Below are 19,217 nucleotides of genomic sequence, written 5' to 3' on the forward strand. Positions count from 1 at the left end.
ACTCTCAATGGTTTGGTGGCGATAGCGAAGAGGTCACACCCGTTCCCATGCCGAACACGGAAGTTAAGCTCTTCAGCGCCGATGGTAGTCGGGGGTTTCCCCCTGTGAGAGTAGGACGCCGCCAAGCTATCTTAACCCAGTTCATCATGAACTGGGTTTTTTATATGAAAGATCACATAGATATATAAAGCTAATGCCTTTCAAAGGCATTAGCTTTTTTGTTTACATTGATTTTGCTTTGCTGTTGTGATGTTGAAGATTGTTTGATTTTATTGTCTCGAGCATTCTTAAACTGAACACAATCAGCAGCATAAGGAGCATCAGTGCAGTAAACAGCCAGAACGCAGTTTGTGCGGGATATTCATCTAAGCTCCAGCCGACGGCGATCGGAAGGAGTGAACCTCCTAATCCGTTTGAAGCGAGCAGAATACTGGTAGTCGTTTCTGTCTTTCCGGGATAAAAATGATTCGTGATGATTAGGGCTATTGCAAACATGCCTGCCATGAACAGCCCTAAAAAGAAGCAAAGGGCAAAACCGAACCATACGTTTTTGCTTAATGCTAATACGGTAAGTGCAGCCAGACCGCCAATGCTTATGAGACGGAGATAACGGTGATATGTCAGCTTTTCTGATACCGGGCCTGTTAATAACCTTCCGATGATCATGCCCGTCCAATACACTGTAACTGTTATCGTTGCCAAAGAGTTGGGGATATCCCATTTCTCAGCGAAGATGGAGGGGATAAAATGTACAATGGAAACTTCACTGCCGCCGTAAAAGAAGAAGTAAGCACCCGCCAAGGCAATAAACAGCAATCCGTGTGACCGATAACCGGTGCTTTCTTTTTTAGTGTCATCGGAAGAGACCTCTTTGCGGATGAGAAGCTGATCAATACTGCCGAAACTCATCTGCTTCCATGCAATTAATAGTGCAAAACTGGATAACCCTAATACTAAAAAAGCAATTGTCCACATGTGGTTGTTGATAAGAAAGCCTGAGAGCAGAGGCATGAACAGCGCACCTAATCCGTAGGCCACTTCCATCTTGCTCATGGCCACAGCCTGTCTTTCTTTAATAGCGGTGAGGATGATCGTGCCTACACAGGATTCCACCAATCCGGCGCCAAGCCCCGCGATGCTGACGAGAAGAAATAGCAGCGGCCAGGGCGGCAGGAAGGTGATGAACATTTCACAGCTGATGAGGGCCAGGCCAAAGATAACGACGTTTTTGCGCCCAAGCTTTTTCACCATGTAAGGCATTCCAATGACACCGATGAGAAAGCCCATGAACTGAGAGAAGACCAATACTCCGCCATTACTGTAGCTTTGTGAATAATGTGTGAGTAACTCAGGCAGTACGGCTCCCAGAATAACAAGTGTAAAAGCAATCGATCCATAAGAAAAACAGCTTATCCACAGCAGACGAGTTTTCATCATTTTATCTCCTTATTGGTAAAATCATATTTCTCTCTACTCGTATGACATGACGTTTTTACAAAAAATCCAATTATTGTTACTATATCACATAACTTTTGCTCGTACATCCCTTATGGTAACGTTAACAAATTGTTAACATTTTTTACAAGAAAGAACGTTGACATTATTTTCAATAATTTATACGATAAAAAGCGAAATTCTAATAATTTCATAGGGGTGGTATTTGTGGGAACGAAGGAAATCACGAATCCAGACAGCTTGTATTACAGTGTTGACGATGTAGTAATGGAGCGCGGAGAAGGGATTTACCTGTACGATCAAGAGGGGAATGAGTACATTGATTGCGCTTCTGCCACATTTAACTTGAATTTAGGATACGGTAACAAAGAGGTCATTGATACGGTTAAAGAACAAGCCGATAAGCTGATCCATGTAACATCATCTTTTCAAACAGACGCCGTAAATAAACTGGCAGAAAAACTAGCAGAAATCGCCCCCGATAATCTCACAAAAGTACACCCTAAAGTCAGCAGCGGTTCCGGTGCAAATGAAGGAGCTATTAAAATGGCTCAGTATTACTCCGGAAAAACCGATGTCATCTCCTTATTTCGAAGCCACCTTGGACAAACGTATATGACTTCCGCTTTGTCCGGCAACTCATTCAGAAAAGAACCTTTCCCACCGCAAATTTCTTTTGGCCTGCAAGTCCCCGATCCCTATTGCAGCCGCTGTTTTTATAATCAGAAACCTGATTCATGCGGTATGCTGTGCGTAGAAAGAATTAATGATTTTATTGAGTATGCGAGCAATGGAAAAATTGCCGCAATGATTATTGAACCGATATCCGGAAACGGTGGAAACGTCGTTCCGCCTAAAGAGTATTTTAAACAGCTGAGAAAGCTTTGTGATGAACATGATATCGCTCTGATTTTTGATGAAATTCAGACCGGATTCGGACGGACGGGCAAAATGTTTGCCGCGGACCACTTCGATGTGAAACCTAATATGATGACGGTAGCAAAAGGGCTCGGGGGCACAGGCTTCCAAGTCGCCGCCACTCTGACGGAGGACAAGTATACCGGGCTTCCGGGGTATACGCACTCCTTCACGTACGGCTCAAATGTGATGGCCGCCGCTGCCGCGTGTAAAACCATAGATATTATGCAGCGCCCGGGATTTTTGGAAAATGTAACGACGGTCGGTCATTATATTATGGATCGCTTAGAAACGATGAAAGAGGATTTCGCTTTTATTTCTGAGGTAAGAGGCGTCGGTCTTATGATCGGTGTGGAGATTGTTAAAGAGAACAATGAACCGGATGTGGAGCTGACCAATTATATTGCTAAACGGGCAATGGATTACGGGCTGATTCTCCGGACATCCCGTTACGGATTCGGAAATGTATTTAAGATCCGTCCGCCTTTAACCATAACACTTAGTGAAGCCGAAGTGCTCTGCTACAGACTTCGTAAGCTATTGGAGGAAATCAAGTGAGAGACTATATCATTGGGCTTGGACAATTTGTTTATCAAAAGGTGAAAAATCAAAAAGGCACACTGAAAAACAGGCTCGTAAACGGCTATTCCCCGGGAGGCGACGCCCAATTTAACATAGATGCCGCTGCTGAGGAGGCGGTGCTGGATTATATTCAAGAAAAGGGTCATCCGGTTGCTTTTTACACGGAGGATGGCGGCCTGAAGCTGATTGGAGAAGATCCGCAATATATTTTAATTGTAGATCCGATAGACGGAACGCGCCCGGCCGCCGCGGGACTTGAAATGTCGTGTATTTCGATTGCGCTTGCTTCGTATAAGCCAAACGCAAAGATTAAGGATATCGAATTTGCTTTTTTACTTGAATTGAAATCAGGCGCTTTTATGTACGGTGATATATACAGCGATGCCATTCATTTTGAAGGGTATCATGGAGAATTGCCGAATTTGAGCGGAGTGCGGGATATTAAAAATATGTTTTGGAGCCTTGAATTTAACGGGCATCCGGCGCAGCTGATGACGGACGCATACGGCCATCTGATTGACCAGTCGGCCAATAATGGCGGGGTTTTTGTTTTCAACAGCGCTTCTTATTCGATTTCACGAATTATTACGGGGCAGATGGATGCTTATGTGGATATCGGCAATCGTCTGCTGAAAGATGATCCGAAGCTGCTTTCAGATTTTCAGCAGGTCGGGAACGGGCAGGTGCTGCATTTGTTTCCTTATGATATTGCCGCAAGCGTCTTTTTGGCGAAGAAGGCGGGAGTGATCATTACGGATGCATACGGCCGGTCTTTGGACGAAACACTTCTGACAGATTTAAGTTATCAGAATCAGCAATCATGTATTGCGGCATCAACGAAAGAGCTTCATCAAACATTGTTAGACCAAATCCGCTGGGGCAGAAAGGAAGAGAAATATGAAGGCGTTGGTCTGGACTCCTAATGATAAGCTTGAATATCAAGAGGTGGACGAGCCTCAAATTCGGAAATCCAATGATGTGAAAGTGAAAATTTTCGGCACCGGTATCTGCGGAACGGACTTAAATGTGCTGAAAGGAAAAATGAATGCAACCCATCATATGATTATGGGGCATGAATCGGTGGGAGCGGTCGTGGAAATCGGACCGGACGTGACAAATGTAAAAGTCGGAGACCGCGTCGTGATAGATCCTACGCAGTTTTGCGGGAAATGTCATTATTGCCGGAGAGGGCTGACGTGTTATTGCGAAACCTTCGAGGATTGGCAGCTCGGAATCGGAGCGCACGGAACGTTTGCGGAATATTACGTGGGGGAAGACAGGTTCATGTACAGAATTCCGGATTCAATGGAATGGGAGCGGGCCACATTGGTTGAGCCTCTCTCCTGTGTACTGAATGTTGTGGACAAGGCTTCGATTCAGCCGGAGGACTCGGTCTTGGTTTTGGGGTCCGGACCGATCGGACTGCTTGTGCAAATGATGGTGAAAAAACTGGCGCGATTGACGGTTGCGACTGAAATAGGCAGTTTCCGAAGCGAGGCGGCGAGCCGGATATCGGATTATGTCTACCACCCTGAAGCATTAACCGTGGATGAAGTGAAACGGATTAATCAAGGAAGAAAATTTGATGTGATTTTTGACGCCATCGGCAACCAGCTTGATTGGGCTTATCCTTTCATTGAAAAGGGAGGCAGAATCGTGCCGATGGGCTTTGATGATACGTATGAGATGACGGTCAGGCCGTACCAGCTGCTGTCAAACGGCGTGACGATTGTGGGCACAGGTGAAGCCCGCCAGATCATGGAAGCCGCGTTAGCATGCGCGTCCGACCTTCCGCAGCTCTATGATCTTATTACGGAAAAGACGGAACTGAAGAATTATGAAGAAGCCATTGATCATCTCATGGGCATCGACCCGGTGACAAAAGAAAGAAAGGATATCAGCGCAATAAAAACGATTCTTGTGTCTGATCCGGAACTTTTATAAAAGCGGAAACGGCTCCAGTGAGAGTCGTTTTCTTTTCTTATTTATACGGTCTTGCACATTTCTTTAAAGTTTAATATGATACTCTTTGTTAACAATTCCTTTCCTCAACGACATTATACCCTGAGCGTGTCCTCTTTTTCCCCGTAAGCTTGCCTCATATTCCACAGATGAAAATCAATGTTTCCAACTGATAGGGTGCGGATTTTTATAGTGAAAAGGAGTCGTTATCATTTGAAAGATTATACGTTACAGCAGCAATGGTTCGGGAATGTCCGTAAAGACATTCTGGCCGGTATTCTGGTTGCTCTCGCTCTGATCCCTGAGGCGATCGGATTTTCAATTATTGCAGGTGTCGATCCGATGGTCGGCCTTTATGCATCATTTTGTATCGCGATTATTATTTCTATCTTCGGCGGCAGACCGGGAATGATTTCAGCCGCTACGGGTTCAATGGCGGTTGTCATGGTGACATTGGTGGCTGATTACGGGCTGCAGTATTTGTTTGCGGCAACCATTTTGACAGGTATTATTCAATTTATTCTTGGTGTCAGTAAGATCGCGAAATTGATGAAATTTATTCCGCGTTCGGTCATGATCGGATTTGTGAATGCTTTGGCGATCTTGATTTTTTCTGCGCAGCTGCCGCAGTTCAAAGGAGCTTCATGGGTCATGTACGCCATGCTTGCCGGATCACTGGCTATCATATATCTATTGCCGAAGGTTACGACGGCTGTGCCGTCTCCGCTGGTGGCGATTATTGTCATGACGATCATTGCGGTGGTCTTCCATGCGGATGTCCGCACGGTCGGTGATATGGGCGGGATTACAAGTTCACTTCCGCATTTCTTGATACCGGATGTTCCGTGGACGTTTGAGACATTGCGGATTATTTTCCCGTATTCTCTGGCCCTTGCATTCGTCGGATTGCTTGAGTCGCTGCTGACGGCCCAGATCATTGATGAAATGACGGATACGGATAGTGATAAGAACAAAGAAAGCCGCGGACAAGGCATCGCCAATATTGTGAACGGATTTTTCGGAGGCATGGCCGGATGCGCAATGATCGGCCAGTCTGTCATTAATACGAAAGCCGGCGGACGCGGCCGGTTATCGGCTTTTACGGCCGGCGCGTTTTTAATGTTTTTAATTGCCGTATTAAGCGGTATCGTCGTGAAAATTCCGATGGCTGCGCTGGTGGCCGTGATGGTTATGGTGTCCATCGGCACGTTCGACTGGTCATCGATTAAAGGTTTGCGGAAAGCGCCCCTTACTGATTCGATCGTTATGGTTATTACCGTCGTGACGGTCGTCCTGACAAATGATTTATCAAAGGGTGTCTTCGCGGGTGTGCTGCTAAGCGCGATCTTTTTTACGGCGAAAATTTCTAAGCTGAAGATTGTGTCACATTCCGAACAGAAAGATGTCAGAACATATAAGGTAACGGGACAGATCTTTTTTGCTTCCGTGTCTGAACTGATGAATGCCATCGTTTATGATGAAGGCGTGAAGCGGATTGTCATTGATTTGACCGATGCCCACGTGTGGGATGATTCGGGAGCGGCGGCTCTTGAGAAAATTGTCGCCAAATGTAAAGAATACGGAATTAAGGCTGAATTAAAGGGATTAAATCAGAAAAGCCGAGATTTAATGAAACAAATGGCATAGAATTTGTGAAGTCCGGATGAATATATCCGGGCTTTTTTTCGGTTAAATTTGCCGGGGTGCATTGTTATAATGAATGAGACTTGAAAACCGTATATAGGAGACTTGCATATGATGTGGCTTCAGAAGTTGAACCAAGTGTTGGGGAGAATCATGCCGCTTTTGACTCCGTCAAGTGTGGCGGCGGGTGTGCTGTTATCTCAGCATATCAGCTGGATGGCCGGCGCTGTGCCGTGGATATTTGCATTTATTACATTTACGGGCAGTCTGAGTGCCAATTTTCAATCGCTGAAGCGCAGTATCGAGAAGCCGCTCCCGATGATCATGGCATTGTTTGTTCTGCATATTTTCATGCCTGTTTTTGCATGGGGAAGCGGCCATCTGATTTTCAGCGGTGACCCTTTAACTGTGACGGGTCTGATTATGGGTGTGGTGATTCCGACCGGAATTACGAGTTTGATTTGGGCTGCGATGTATAAGGGGAATGTCGGATTGACGCTGTCTATTATCCTGGTTGATACCGTCCTTTCTCCTTTTATCGTACCGTTGAGCCTGTCTGTCCTGGCCGGGGCGAATGTTCAGATGGATGTGTGGGGAATGATGAAAGGGCTGGCGGAGATGGTGGTGATTCCATCCATCGCAGGGATGATAGTCAACCAGTTTTCCCCGCCGGTAAGGACTCAGGCGATAAGCCGGTCGCTGTCTCCTTTTTCAAAAATCTGTCTGATGATTGTCATTGCCATTAACAGTTCGGAAATCGCGCCGTATGTCACGCACGTGGATATCAAATTTGCGGGCATCGCAGGCATGGTATTTTTTATTGCCATGACGGGTTATGCCGTGGCTTGGCTGATCGGAAGACTGATGAAGCGGAGCCAGGATGAAATCGTGTCTCTGATTTATACGGGGGGCATGCGCAATATCAGCGCCGGAGCCGTTCTCGCCGTGTCTTTCTTTCCGTCTCAAGTGGCGGTTCCGGTCGTCATCGGGATGCTTTTTCAGCAAATCCTTGCCGCTTTGTTCGGCTATTTGCTGAGACGCTTTGAACTTAAACCGGTCGTGATGAAGTATGAAAAAAACCGCTCAGTTACGTGAGCGGTTTTTTCCGTACAGCCAGCTTAGTGCTGCATTGAATTGTCGTTTGAATGCTTCTTGATGGTGCACGGTGCCTTCTTCAACAGTGAAAGAGAGCTGAGATTGAGAAAAGCCTTTTTGCCTCAGGCTTTCATGCACGTCTTTATTTTGTCGGATCATGGTGTTTTGGATGTTGTTTTTATGCTCAGCTTCGCGGCTGCCGACAGACATATAGATACGCCGCCGTGCCGGACGCAAAGATGCGGAGCGGACATACTCTGCTGATTTTTCATACCAGAAGGAACCGGAAATACAGCCGATTCTGCCGAATATTTCAGGCTTCTGTAACATCGCGTACACCGAAAACAGTCCGCCTAATGACGCGCCAATCAGGCCTCTCGTTTCCGGATGTGCAGAAATGTGATGCATATCTTCAACAGTGGGAATGATGACATTTGTCAGCTCCTCGAGAAAGAGCCTCCCTTTGCCGCCGAAATCATGAAACGCAGGGCTCAGGGAAGGCGCGGGCCACGGCGTGTACTCATCGAGCCTGTCAGCCGGTTTGATGCCGATGAAAATCAATTCGGGAAGTGTTCCGTTCGCAAATTGGGATTCAAGCTTATCCATCTGTTCTAAAAACAAAGAACCCCCGTCCAGTACGTACACACAGGGTAAAGCCCCTGTTTGAACCGAATAGGAGGGAGGAAGATACACAGTGCATTCCTTTCCGTTTATCCGGTGTTCTGTAAGGGTGCCTCTCATGCATCCAGCCCCTTCTTTTGCTTAAACAGAAGAAAAAAGAAATAAGGAACGCCGAGAATCGCAAGAATAATTCCCGCCGGCACTTCTGAAGGCTGAAAGAACAATTTGCCCGCAAAGTCGGCGGATATGACGAGGAGCATACCGACCAATCCGCTGACCGGTAATGAGTATCTGTGCTCAATCCCGGCGAGCCTGCGGGAAATATGGGGCGCGATCAGTCCGACAAATGCCATGCTGCCCGCTGCGGTTACACATGCGCTGATCAAAGCGATGCAGGCAATGAGTAAAATTGTTTTTTCTTTATTGGTTGAAACACCGAGGCTTTTCACCGTGTCCTCATCGAAACGAATGGTATCCAGCAATGACGTTTTCGCCATAAGAAGAGGAATGAACAAGATCAGCCACGGAAGGATCGCCGTAATGGTCATCCAGTTTGCCGACCAGATGCTGCCGTTTTTCCAAACCATCGCCATCTCATAATCCTGCGGGTCCATTTTTAATGAAAGAAATAAAGACAGCGCGCTGAATCCGGAATTCATGGCGATCCCGACGAGAATAATTCTGCCCGATTCCAGATGCCCCCGGTGCCAGGCGAAAATATAGATCAGCACGGCCGCCATCAATCCTCCGATGAGGCCGAAGACAGGCATACCCATCGCAGAGGCAAGTGCCGTCGCTTCAGATTGTCCCTGAAACAGAAGCATAAACGTGACGATTCCAGCTCCGGCTCCTGCATTAATGCCCAAAATACCGGGATCGGCAAGACCGTTTTTGGTAATGGCCTGAATAACGGCTCCGGCTATCCCCAACCCGAGTCCGATGGCAGCAGCCATGACAATGCGCGGCAGCCTCAGCTGAAACAGCAAAATGTCATATTGCGGATTCGGATGGATGCGGAAAAGCGTACTGAGCAGTTCACCCGGCTTTGCGGAAAAAGAACCGCTTGTCATGCTGAAATAGCTTACGAGCAATATGAGAGCAATCAGAATGATATAAATTCCAGCCATTTTACGCACCACGCTGATCCCCTCCTTTTCTTTTAATCAAATAAAGAAAGAAAGGAACACCGATGATAGAAGTGACAACTTCAATAGGCGTCTCAAACGGATAATTGATGAATCGGCTGGCAAGGTCGCAAAGGGTCAGGAAGACGCCGCCGATGATGCACGCGCATGGGATCAGCCTGCTGTAGTCCGATCCGACGAGAAAACGTGTGATGTGCGGAACGACCAAACCGACAAAGGCAATTTTTCCGGCGAGTGCCACCGAGCTTCCGGTCAATATGACAACGGCTGCCATCGCCATGAGTTTGATGGTTCTTTTCTGCTGTCCCAGACTTTTTGAAATGTCGTCTCCTAATGATACGGCAGTGACCTTTTTGCTGAGAATCATGGCCGTGATGATTCCGATCGCAAAAAACGGGACGGCCAGTTTCAAAAAATCAGGGTTCATTTGATGCAGTCTCGCACTGTACCAAAAACTGAGATCCTGCGAAATTTGAAAATAAATCGAAAGCGCAGCCGACAGACTGCTGAGAAGCATACTGGTCACCGTTCCGATAATGGCAAGCTGCACCGGGGTAAAACCGCCGGGAAGGATGGAGGCCAGCCCGAAAACAAGAGCGGCGCCGAATGCGGAACCGATAAACGAGTATATGATCATTTCAATGGATGTCGATTGAGGGAGCAATACCATGCAAAGGGTGATGATAAAAGCGGAGCCGTCCGACACACCCATGATCGAAGGCGAGGCCAGATAGTTCCGTGTGATTCCCTGCATGAGTGCTCCGGAAACAGCAAGGGCGGCGCCGATAAACATAGCGCCGGCAGCCCTCGGGATTCTTGAATGCCATATGATCTGATGGTCGGTATTCTCCGGATTAAAGTGCAGCAATGCGGAGAACACGGTATGGAAGTCAAGCTGCTTTGCGCCGTATAAAACGGAAAGCAGCAGTGACAGAACAATGGCAATCGGTGAAGCAATGATAATAATGTGTGTCCGCCGTTTTGCATACATGTGAAAAACCTACTCTTTATTAGTCTTGAGTCAATTTGTCAGCCGCAACCTGTAAGAAGCGGATTTTACTCCAAGCGGTTCCGCCTTGGGCTAATGGATCGATCGTATTGACGTATACATGGTCTTTTTTGACTGCCGTCAGGCTCTTCCAAATCGGATTTTTCTCTAAGTCTTTCAAAGCGTCCGGCTTATCTGCGTTTTCGTCATCAGAGAATTGTACAAAGATGTGGTCAGGGTTCATTTCGCTTAATTTTTCAAGAGAAATCAGTTCCTGCGCTTTCGCCGCTTTAACTTCGACCGGCGCCTTCAGGCCTAAATCACCGTAAAGCGTGGAGTTGAAATATACTTGTTCTGGATAAATATAAATATTGCCTTGTCTGATTCTGATGACCAGCGCGTTTGACTGTTTCGCTTTGCTGTTGATCTTTGTTTTTGTCTTTTTCAGGTCCTGTTCGTAATCTGCGATGATTTTTTTCGCTTTTTTCTCTTTATCTGTAAGCTGGGCGAGCAGCATCATGTTTTCTTTCCAGTTTGATGAGATATGAGAGACAGGGATCGTTTCAGCGGTGCCGCTCAATTTTTTTAACGTTTTTTCCGGGAATTTGGTTGATGCCAGAATGACGTCCGGCTGCAGCTCAAGAATTTTTTCCATATTCGGCTGCATTTTTTCTCCCGTTGATACGGATTTATCTGTAATATCTTTAAACAGTTCCGGGAATTTGCCGGAGAAAGAAATTGCTCCTGCCGGATGAACGTCAAGCAATTTGGCGTCTTCCATTGACTCTACGCTGCCTGTAATGGCGATTTTGTCAGTCGGCGCTTTGACTTCATATGTTTTTCCGAGATATTCGATTTTCTTTTTATCTGAAGAAGCGTCCTTTCCTTTACTTGCTGTATCAGATGTTTCTGAGCTTCCGCAAGCCGCGGCCGTGAAAGCCAAAAGCAAAATCATGAAAGCGAATGCCAATTTCTTCATCTATTGTTCCTCCTGTTCAATTGATAACTATTATCAATTGGAATTATAGAGAAGGAACAGGGATAAGACCATGGATAATTTCCGGTATTACCATGGACGATCTTCGGATAAAATGGAAATGCTTTGCTCGATCATCCGCTGATGTCCGCTTGGAGAATATTCAATCCACGGGTCAGATGATATGGGAAACACGCGTTTATTGCTGACGGCTCTAAGGTTCTGCCATATTCCGGTCTGCTGAATCCGCTGAAAATAACGAAGCGTTTCCGGTTCTTTACAAGTGAAAAGCATGATGCAGTCAGCCTGGCAATCCGCCAGCATTTCCAAGGAAATCTTTTCGTCAGGAGCAAAAGTTTCCGGTTTTGCGGAGGCAAAGCCTAAATCACCGAAGAAGACATCCTCAATACTGTTGTTATGGGCGATGTACATATTTTCTTTATATACACGGATAAATAAGAACCGCTGATGCCGCACGTGCTTAAGAGCATCTTTCGCTGAATGGGCGAGACTTTGATAAGCTTTAAGCCAGTGCCGCGCTTCCTGCTCTTCATTCAAATATGCGGCTGTGCGAAGAAACTGGTCTCTCCAATTCTCTTGAGCCGGAAGGTAAAAAACTTCAGTGATGTCATTCAGGCGCTGTTTTTCTTCTTCACTGACAGAATCAAGACTGAAAATGATGTCCGGGGCAGCTTGGGACAGCGTGTGCAAGTTCTCTTCCCAATTTGCATTATAGCGGTAAGCACTCAGGTGAACCGGAATATCAGAAGAGAATTGTTTGTAATAATAGGCCGTCCATTTCGGGTGCAACGCTGCAGCGTAAGGCACGTGATGCAGAGGAATCAGATGCCCCATCGTTTCTTTTCCGTAAGCGGCCATTTTTGTGCGCCTTTTTTTCATATAGCTTGTAGGTGAGCTGCCGGTATGTTTTTTAAAGATGCGGCTGAAATAAAATTCGTCCTGGTAGCCGATTTGATGAGCGATTTCCCGCAGTTTGCAGTTTGCCTTGGCCATCAGTTTTTTCGCATTGGTTATGCGGATGTCTGTGATATATTCGGTTACGCTCTGCCCGTATAGTTTTTTAAAGGTTTCACTGTAATGCTTGGGACTGATTCCCGCCATATGAGCGAGCTGGGTGAGCGTGATTTTTGTGTCGGACTGAGCATGTATGAATTGTTTTGTCTGTTCGATCGCCGCTTTCGTATTATTTTGATGGCATACTTTTGCGGCATAAAGGTCGTACATCAGCTGCTGAAAGTCGGCTGTGTATTTCATTTTCTGCAATGCATCCGCCGATCGCACGTTTTCAGAAAGTGACTGAAGCCGGCTTGTCAAATGATCCACCGTTTGTAAATTCATTTGCTGAAGTCCGTGGAAGATGTCTTCCCCATTATCCGGAAGCATCGCTTCATCATCTGATGAATAGGAGAAAACACGGAGTCTGACGATATACAAATGGATGCCGCCTGACGATATAGGGGCAATATTGAATGTCTCATAACAAGGACAGATGTAGAGCGTTTCCTTCTGCAGAGGAAAGCTGTCTGTTCCGATATCAATTTGTCCCTCGCCTTTCACATGAAAGATCAATACGGGAGAATCAGTGAGCTGATGCTCTGACAGAAGGTCGGCTGTTTTTTTTACGGAGATGATATCAATGGGCTGAAAGAATAATGTGTTTTTCATGAGAAACCACCTTTTAGGAAACATTCATTTAAATGATAACAGTTATCATTTAAATTGTACCAAATAAATGAATGTTTTCCTATAAAAAGCGGAAATGTGAAATGCGTCAAAATGTTACACGTGTAACACGAATGTTGTCAGTATATGAGGTATTGTTTTCTTAGAGTTTTGAATTGGTTCAGCCGGCGTTGATATGTGCTGGTGATGTCTTCAATGGAAGCGCCTTTTTCTATTTTTTTGCGTACCCAGCCGTTACCGATCAGCTTGTCAAAAGAGCCTGTCGGCAAGAAGGAAAAGTCATTCGGATATAAGTCATGCATGGTTTTCAGAATGGAAAGCCCTGTTTTTGCCGCTTCAAATGTGTTTCTGTTTGTTACGTAGACTTGTACGCCGTGGCACAGCTTGCCCTGGTGCTTGGAGAAGCTGGGGATAAATGATGCGGCTCTGAAGGCGACGCCCGGAAGCTTGAGACTGTTCAGGCGTTCTTCGAGCTCGGTGCTTTTCATATAAGGCGCGCCGATAAGTTCAAACGGCTTTGTCGTGCCCCTTCCTTCGGATACGTTTGTGCCTTCGATTAGTCCTGTCGCCGAATATGCGAATATGCTGTCCGGGGTCGGGATATTAGGCGAAGGGAGGACGAACGGCAGACCGGTATCTTCAATTGTCATCGTCCGCTTCCAGCGCTTCATTTTTACGACGGTGAGGTCGGCGCCAATATGAAACTCTTTATTGAATAAAAGAGCAAGCTCACCGATCGTCATGCCGTGCTTCAGCGGGATCGGATATAGTCCGACAAATGAAGCGTAATCCGGTTCAAGAACCGGGCCGTCCGGATTTCGTCCGCCTTGCGGATTCGGCCGGTCCAAGACATAAAAAGGAATGCCTTTTTCTTTGGCCGCTTTCATGGCATAGGCCATTGTATAAATGTAGGTGTAGTATCGTGTTCCGACATCCTGAATATCGAAAATCAGCACATCTGTATCTTTCAGCATGTCAGGCGTCGGTTTCCTCGTTTCCCCGTACAGGCTGTAGACGGGAAGCCCTGTTTTTTCGTCTATATAGGATGTGACTTTGTCTCCGGCCTGAGCATCGCCGCGGACACCGTGCTCCGGTCCGAATAATGCCGTCAAGTGGATGTCTGGTGCCTCATACAGCACGTCAACGCTGCTTTTCAATGAATTGTTCACACCGGTCGGGTTGGTGATCAGCCCGACCCTTTTTCCCTTCAGTTCCTGTTTATAATCTTTCAGCAGGCGGTCGATGCCTGTTTGGATGCTTGGTTTCTTGGCGGTATGAAGGTTTCTGTCAGAAGCCGCCGAGACTGCCGTCATAGCACTGATGACGACTAATCCGGCAATAAGCGCAGCCGTTTGTGTTTTCATGATCAGTCCTCCTGTTTAAAGCGGTTTTCCGGTCTTCAGATTGATACCGAAACCATAAGGATACAGTGTCGTTCCCGGATGCGTGACGGAAGGAATGTCAGCGGGCAGCCTGCCTTGCGGTTTTGTCTGTCCGAATATCGCTTCAACGCCTGCCGGAATGTTTGGCTGGAGGAATTGTCCGTCTGTATATCCTTTAAAGCCGTAGACTGCGATAAGGGCTTCAGCTTCTTCAAAGTTCGCAGCGTCATATGGATTACGCAGGCTCATCAGCACAAAGGGTTTTTGGTTCGATTGTGCGGCTTTCATGACGGCCCGCGGAAATGCAGTCGTCCACTTGCCGGGATCTGTGACGGAATCGTCAATCACGCCGTCGTTTACGACAGGATCATTTTTCACAACATATGAGCCTGTAATCACGTAATCAGCGTCAGATATCTGCTTTTTGTGTTCATCATGAAATGTGCGCTCGGCGAAGTTCATTTTACTGATGGTTACCGGCCGGATTTTTTTCTTCTTGATGAGCTGCCGAATGGTTTGTTCCATTGACGCTGTTTGATCTTCATATGGAGCGGCAATGAGAACGCGGCTGTTCTTTTTCGGTTTGAATGGGAGCGTGCGGTTTTTGTTTTGTAAGACGGTGACGGACCTTTCCGCGATTTGTTTTTCAGCTTTCAGGTGATTTTTGCTGCCGACGGTTTTCTTTGCTTTTGCAATCTTCTTTTTCAGATTTGTCTCTTTCGGTGCGGGATATATCCCTCGTTTTATTTTCAGGGAAATGATGCGTTCCGCCGATTTGTTAATTTGCTGAAGCGGAATATCCCCTTTTTGTACCGCCTTTTTTAATGCGGAATGAACCCGGGCAAAGCGGTTTTCTGTTTGCAGCGATGTCACTTGGGCCGGCATCAGGGCAATATCGACTCCTGCTTTTACGGCCATGACGACCGCCTCTTCCTGGCCGAAATGATCGGCAATGGCTTTCATATTTAATGCATCCGTGACGATGACGCCGTTAAAGCCCATTTCCTCACGGAGAAGATGAGTCATCACTTTTTTCGAGAGCGTGGCGGGTACGAGGATGTCTGAACCGTCCAGCTTGCTTTTATAGGTTGTATCGTCAAACGCGGGAAATTGCACATGGGCTGTCATGATCATATCAGCTCCGGCCTGAATGGCCTTCCGGAACGGATAAAGTTCAATCTGACGCAGCCTTTCTTGATTGTGGGTGACAAGCGGAAGGCCGTAGTGGCTGTCGACATCCGTGTCGCCGTGTCCCGGGAAATGTTTGACGGCGGCAGCGACATCCTGCTTTTGCTGAGCCTTCATTGAGGCAAGACCGAGTGAAGCTGTCAGATCTCGGTCTGAACTGAAGGACCTGACGCCGATGACAGGATTTCCGGGATTATTATTGATATCGAGAACGGGAGCGAAGTTCGTATTAATGCCCAGTGCTTTCAGTTCTTTCCCGATAATGGCGCCGGTCTGGGACGCGTAGGCTGTTTTTCTAGCGGCTCCGAGCGCCATATTGCCTGGGAAATGAGTGCCCTCACCAAGTCTAGTTACGATGCCGCCCTCCTGATCAATGCTTAATAATAGCGGAATGTCAGGGCTCGCCTTTTGAAAGGCATCTGTCAGGCGTACCGTTTGTTCAGTGTTTTTTACATTTTCTGAAAATAAAATAACGCCGCCGAACCGGTACTTTTGAATAAGCCCTGCGACTTCTTTATTCATTTGGGTAAGAGCCTCAGGTGATGACTGCCCCTTTTTTTGCCAATTGCGAAAATCAGGCATGAGCATCTGCCCTAATTTTTCATCTAATGTCATACGGGATACCGCTTGTTCCGCCTGTGACGGAATGTCCGGTTTTGTCGATACATGATGCGTGCCGAAAACAATGAACAACAGTAATACAGCTGAGATAACAAGTTTCATGATGGTGCCCTCCTGCCGTCATAGTTTGGACAAAAGACATGGGTTGTCATTCAATGGCTTCATAAATCGTTTTTATGATGCTGCCGTAGCTTCCAGTCGGAAAAAGATCCCCTTCAAAAACATTCGGGTTTTCACCGGGACTGACGACGGGGGAATGCTTTTTATTGGTCAAAAGTGCGATCCCCAGCTTATAAGCGGGATCAATAATCGTGACGGTGCCGGTCCATCCCGTATGGCCATATGCCTGCCTGCTTGCATAAGGGCCGAACATCCACTCCATATCCGGGCTGCCGTTTTTCCGCCAGCCGAGAGCGAAAGTCGGATCAGAGGATGCCGCCGTGGTGAACAAATCGGCCGTTCTTTTATTGAAGAGAGAAACGTGTTTATAACTGCCTCCGTTCAGCATGACTTGAAGAAGGACGGCCATGTCATCAGCTCTGGAAAACAGCCCGGCGTGACCGGACACCCCTCCCATTGAGTAAAATGCTTTTTCATCGTGAACTTCCCCCTGCAGCGTATACGTCCTGATGTGAGGGAAACGGATGACTCCGTCACGTGTGTTGCCTAAACGTTCAGTAGCTGCGAATGATTTTTCTTTAAAGCCTTTTTGCAGCGGATTGAACAGTGTGTGCGTCAGTTTCAGCGGTTTGTACAGTTCTTGTTCCGCATAGGCATCAAGGGTTTTTCCGGTTATGTTTTCAATGATGCAGCCGAGAAGCATGTAACCGATATCGCTGTATACGTGTTTTGTTCCAGGTTTGTATGCAAGCGGGATTTGAGTGAGAAAACGGATCGTTTTATCCCGTTCTTGTGAATACAAAGGGCCTGCGGTGTCCGGCTGATAGAAATAAAAGCTTGCCGGCAGACCGGATTGATGCTGGAGCACATCGATGACGCGTATGCGGTCTTTTTCTTGAATCGGATCGCTTTTTCTGTCTTTGAAATCAGGAAGGTAAGCCGAGACTTTTTGATACACATCAAGCTTTCCCTGGCTGACGAGTCGCTGTAATGCAAAATTCGCCGCGTACATTTTTGTATTGGAAGCTAGATCAAACATGGTTGATGTTTTCATTTTTTTCGGACGGGATAAAAGGATGTTCCCGTCATATTTTTTGCTGTAGCCGTATGCTTTCTTTTTGATCACCCGTCCGTCCTTTACGACGACGAGGACGGCTCCGGGGAATCCTGCTGCGATGTCTTTTTCAATCATTTGATCAACCTTTCTGAGCTTTGCTGCGTCGTATAATTCGGATTGGGCTTCGGCTTTGTGCTGCGGCAAAAAAGAGAGGCTGATGACCATTGTGAGTATGGCGGCTGTCAGTGTTTTCATATTCTGATCCCTCCCGGTTTATTCAAATTCAGCAGCCATGTCATCCTTAAATCCGAACGCATAAGTGAAGACAAAGCCCGCCGCGTAAGAGATGAAGAGACCGATGATATACAAAACGATTTGAGCCGGCTGTACGAGAAACGAGAGCGGAAGGCCGGAGACACCGATTGAAAAAGTAGCCACCTGAAAATGGGCTTGAAAGGCGCCGCCGATTCCCGCCCCTAAACACGCCGTCAAAAACGGCCGGCCGAGCGGGAGCGTGACGCCGAAGATGAGCGGCTCTCCGATTCCGAGCAGACCGGATGGAAGTCCTCCGCCGATCGCTCTTTTCAATGAGGCTTTTTTTGTTTTCATAAAGATGGCGAAGGCTGCCCCTACCTGACCCGCGCCTCCCATCGCGAGAATCGGAAGAAGCGGGTCATCTCCGATTGATCGGATTAATTCCAAATGTACGGGAGTCAAGCCCTGATGCAGGCCGGTGACGACAAGCGGCAGGAAGGCGGCTCCCAGTACAAACCCTGAGAGCACTCCCCCGACATTCAGCAGCGACAATAAACCTGATGTAATGAGATCAGAAATAAAACCGCCTGCAGGGATAAAAACGACATATGTCACCAGCCCGGTGATAAGTAAAGACAATGTAGGCGTGACGATAATGTCGATGGATTGATGGACGTACTTTCTGATAAACCGTTCGGTATAAGCGATAAAAACCGCAGCGAAAAGAACGCCGATTAATCCTCCCCTGCCAGGGAGCAGATTCTCTCCGAACAAACTGATATTGGCGATCTCAGGGTTAAGGATCAATATGCCCGCAAGGCCGCCCATCGCGGGTGTCCCGCCGAATTCCTTCGCCGCATTGATGCCGACAAGGACGCCGAGGTAAGCGAATAAGCCTGAACCGATAACCGTTAAAATAAGTGCGATTTGGGATTCTTTCGGGAGCCAGCCGGCCTGAATGACGGCTTTCGTAATACCGGTGATTAAACCTGATGCAATGAGTGCGGGAATAAGGGGAATGAAGATGCTTGATATTTTTCTCAGAAACAGTCTGATGGGTGTGGTGTTTTTTCTGTTGAGATCGGCTTTTTTCCGTGAGGCGGCTTCTTTTAAATCAATGTTTTTTCCGGATGACATAAGTTTTGCGAAAGCGTCGGCGACATGATTGACGACACCCGTGCCGAGAATGATCTGCAGTGTTTCGGCTTCGACGACGCCTATTACCCCGTCCAGCCGTTTCAGCGTTTCAATATCCGTTTTGTCCTGATCTAAAGGTGTAATCCTCAGGCGTGTCATACAGTGGGTAAAGCCTGAGATATTCGATGAACCGCCGCAATTGTCCAGAATATCTTTGGCCAGTGACTGATAAAATGCCTCTTTGCTCATGGAGATCCTCCTTTTTCCGTACGATTTTTCCCGGGGAGCTGTGCCTGAAACGCGTCCTAAAAGCGCCTGCGCCGATCATGAAAACGGCGCGGGCTCGTAAAAGCACATTATTTTTCAC

The 19,217-nt window shown here is 47.1% G+C and carries 15 protein-coding genes and 1 rRNA gene; 6 read left to right on the plus strand and 10 right to left on the minus strand.

Annotation, left to right across the window (positions count from 1 at the left end; all coding sequences use genetic code 11):
- Positions 1–11 precede the first annotated feature (11 nt).
- Positions 12–127 (plus strand): 5S ribosomal RNA (rrf, locus tag OTK50_RS18100).
- 95 nt (positions 128–222) lie between these two features.
- Here rrf and OTK50_RS18105 read toward each other — a convergent pair.
- Positions 223–1,434, minus strand: a complete 1,212-nt coding sequence (locus tag OTK50_RS18105; protein ID WP_173602744.1) for an MFS transporter — start codon at positions 1,432–1,434, stop codon at positions 223–225.
- A 228-nt stretch (positions 1,435–1,662) separates the two neighbouring features.
- On the opposite strand from OTK50_RS18105, the gene OTK50_RS18110 reads away from it, so the two are divergent.
- From OTK50_RS18110 to OTK50_RS18130, 5 genes are all read left to right on the plus strand, one after another.
- Entirely contained in the window at positions 1,663–2,931 is a 1,269-nt protein-coding gene (locus tag OTK50_RS18110; protein ID WP_029326112.1) for an aspartate aminotransferase family protein, read from the plus strand.
- Positions 2,928–3,878: an inositol monophosphatase family protein gene (locus tag OTK50_RS18115; protein ID WP_061581703.1), complete on the plus strand. Its 951-nt coding sequence runs from the start codon at positions 2,928–2,930 to the stop codon at positions 3,876–3,878. The genes OTK50_RS18110 and OTK50_RS18115 overlap by 4 nt, the downstream gene beginning before the upstream one ends.
- Complete coding sequence (locus tag OTK50_RS18120; protein WP_038456747.1) at positions 3,853–4,899, plus strand: zinc-dependent alcohol dehydrogenase; 1,047 nt, start codon at positions 3,853–3,855, stop codon at positions 4,897–4,899. The genes OTK50_RS18115 and OTK50_RS18120 overlap by 26 nt, the downstream gene beginning before the upstream one ends.
- A 231-nt stretch (positions 4,900–5,130) precedes the next feature.
- Complete coding sequence (locus tag OTK50_RS18125; RefSeq protein ID WP_224223969.1) at positions 5,131–6,564, plus strand: SulP family inorganic anion transporter; 1,434 nt, start codon at positions 5,131–5,133, stop codon at positions 6,562–6,564.
- Positions 6,565–6,714: 150 nt separating this feature from the next.
- Complete coding sequence (locus tag OTK50_RS18130) at positions 6,715–7,656, plus strand: bile acid:sodium symporter family protein (protein ID WP_154018330.1); 942 nt, start codon at positions 6,715–6,717, stop codon at positions 7,654–7,656.
- Here the strand turns inward: OTK50_RS18130 and OTK50_RS18135 are convergent.
- From OTK50_RS18135 to OTK50_RS18175, 9 genes are all read right to left on the minus strand, one after another.
- Positions 7,645–8,397 (minus strand): alpha/beta hydrolase, encoded by a 753-nt coding sequence (locus OTK50_RS18135; protein ID WP_224223970.1) that lies wholly within the window; start codon positions 8,395–8,397, stop codon positions 7,645–7,647. The genes OTK50_RS18130 and OTK50_RS18135 overlap by 12 nt on opposite strands.
- Entirely contained in the window at positions 8,394–9,404 is a 1,011-nt protein-coding gene (feuC, locus tag OTK50_RS18140; protein WP_032872817.1) for an iron ABC transporter permease FeuC, read from the minus strand. Before feuC ends, OTK50_RS18135 begins: the two co-directional genes overlap by 4 nt.
- A 1-nt stretch (position 9,405) precedes the next feature.
- Positions 9,406–10,413 (minus strand): FecCD family ABC transporter permease, encoded by a 1,008-nt coding sequence (locus OTK50_RS18145; protein ID WP_007609051.1) that lies wholly within the window; start codon positions 10,411–10,413, stop codon positions 9,406–9,408.
- Between the two features lie 19 nt (positions 10,414–10,432).
- Positions 10,433–11,389, minus strand: a complete 957-nt coding sequence (locus tag OTK50_RS18150) for an ABC transporter substrate-binding protein (RefSeq protein WP_224223971.1) — start codon at positions 11,387–11,389, stop codon at positions 10,433–10,435.
- Between the two features lie 87 nt (positions 11,390–11,476).
- Complete coding sequence (locus tag OTK50_RS18155) at positions 11,477–13,072, minus strand: helix-turn-helix domain-containing protein (protein WP_224223972.1); 1,596 nt, start codon at positions 13,070–13,072, stop codon at positions 11,477–11,479.
- Between the two features lie 137 nt (positions 13,073–13,209).
- Positions 13,210–14,454, minus strand: a complete 1,245-nt coding sequence (locus tag OTK50_RS18160) for an exo-beta-N-acetylmuramidase NamZ domain-containing protein (RefSeq protein ID WP_224223973.1) — start codon at positions 14,452–14,454, stop codon at positions 13,210–13,212.
- Positions 14,455–14,469: 15 nt separating this feature from the next.
- Positions 14,470–16,383, minus strand: coding sequence for a glycoside hydrolase family 3 protein (locus tag OTK50_RS18165; RefSeq protein WP_020955237.1), 1,914 nt, complete (start codon positions 16,381–16,383; stop codon positions 14,470–14,472).
- Positions 16,384–16,429: 46 nt separating this feature from the next.
- Positions 16,430–17,713, minus strand: a complete 1,284-nt coding sequence (pbp4b, locus tag OTK50_RS18170; RefSeq protein ID WP_020955238.1) for a penicillin binding protein PBP4B — start codon at positions 17,711–17,713, stop codon at positions 16,430–16,432.
- Between the two features lie 18 nt (positions 17,714–17,731).
- A complete protein-coding gene (locus tag OTK50_RS18175; RefSeq protein WP_224223974.1) occupies positions 17,732–19,099 on the minus strand; it encodes a PTS transporter subunit EIIC in 1,368 nt (455 codons plus the stop codon).
- Between the last annotated feature and the right edge of the window lie 118 nt (positions 19,100–19,217).

This window comes from Bacillus sp. NEAU-CP5 (assembly GCF_026420705.1).
In the GTDB taxonomy this organism is placed as follows: Bacteria; Bacillota; Bacilli; order Bacillales; family Bacillaceae; genus Bacillus; species Bacillus velezensis.